Here is a 1,289-nt window from a genome sequence, read left to right as displayed (position 1 = left end):
CAAACTCCCGATGGTACCTGGGTGATATATAGACCTGCTGGCAAAGCAGGCAAAGACACTTTACCAACTACGGCAACGGTAGAAGTGAACTCGAAAAATATCAAGGGTGCAAACAAGAATGCACAACTAAAACTTAAATTCCCCAAGGAATAATTTATGAAAATGAGCATTGAAAATGCAAAGCGATTACAATGGTTTTTAAATGTATTGACTAGTAATGCGATGGAAGTGGTCTATTTAGGTGGTGGATATCATCCAAATTCTTGGCAGTTTGCAGTAGAGGCTGCTTATCGTCTTAAATTTTGTCATTTAGTTGATTTTGGTTTGGATGTTTTAACCAAATATGAAAAACTATCTAATAACACCTTTGATGGTTTAGATGATTTTTGCTATCACTTGTCTGTTACTGACCCAAACGATTGGTATCAAACTGCATGGATGAAGACAAAAACGTATCTAACCTCTCAAGGTCGCTCGCTGATTGAGTATTATTTTAAGGATTTTGATACCGAGGAAATCAATGTTTCATTTATTGAGCGTTTGGAGCATATTTTTGCAGAATATCAAGTGCCTTGGGATGAGGAAAATCCAAGGTTTCCGGTTGATGTATCAAAACTTCAGCAATCCAGCAAAAAGAACACATCAGCAATGAGTATTTACAGTGCAAGGTCAATACAATGGTTTTTATTGGTATTAACTAGCGATAGTATGGGAACAGTCTATTTAACTAGTGGATATCATCCAAATGCTTGGCAATTTGCAGTAGAGGCTGCTTATCGTCTTAAATACTGTAATTTGATTGATTTTAGTTTTGATGTTTTAACCAAGGATGAATCACTGCCTGATAACACCTTTGATGGTTTAGATGATTTTTGCTACCACTTGTCTGTTACTGACCCAGACGATTGGAGTTATGCTGTATGGATAGATGCACAAATGCACTTAACCCCTAAAGGTCGCTCGCTGATTGAGTATTATTTTAAGGATTTTGATACCGAGGAAATCAATGTTTCATTTATTGAGCGTTTGGAGCATATTTTTGCAGAATATCAAGTGCCTTGGGATGAGGAAAATCCAAGGTTTCCGGTTGATGTATCAAAACTTCAGCAATCCAGCAAAAAGAACACATCATCAGCCGACCAAGACTGATTGTGGGTATCACCATTTTTTTATGGCTAGATTAAACGAATGTGGAACCTAATATTTTCATATAAACTATTGAATCTGCTGGGTATCGCAAGCAAAGTTCAACAACCTCCCACAAACTTGCCGCAGGTTTAACAGGCTGT

Annotated in this window: 1 protein-coding gene; it reads left to right on the top strand. The window is 37.3% G+C overall.

Going from position 1 to position 1,289, the window contains the following annotated elements; translation table 11 throughout:
* Positions 1-156: 156 nt before the first annotated feature.
* A complete protein-coding gene (locus HMPREF2573_RS07975) occupies positions 157-1,149 on the top strand; it encodes a hypothetical protein (RefSeq protein WP_070473129.1) in 993 nt (330 codons plus the stop codon).
* Positions 1,150-1,289: the final 140 nt, after the last annotated feature.

This window comes from Moraxella sp. HMSC061H09 (genome assembly GCF_001809255.1).
Lineage (GTDB): Bacteria > Pseudomonadota > Gammaproteobacteria > Pseudomonadales > Moraxellaceae > Moraxella > Moraxella catarrhalis.
Note: the sequence above shows the minus strand (reverse complement) of the source record. Positions and strands in the feature narration are given on the sequence as shown.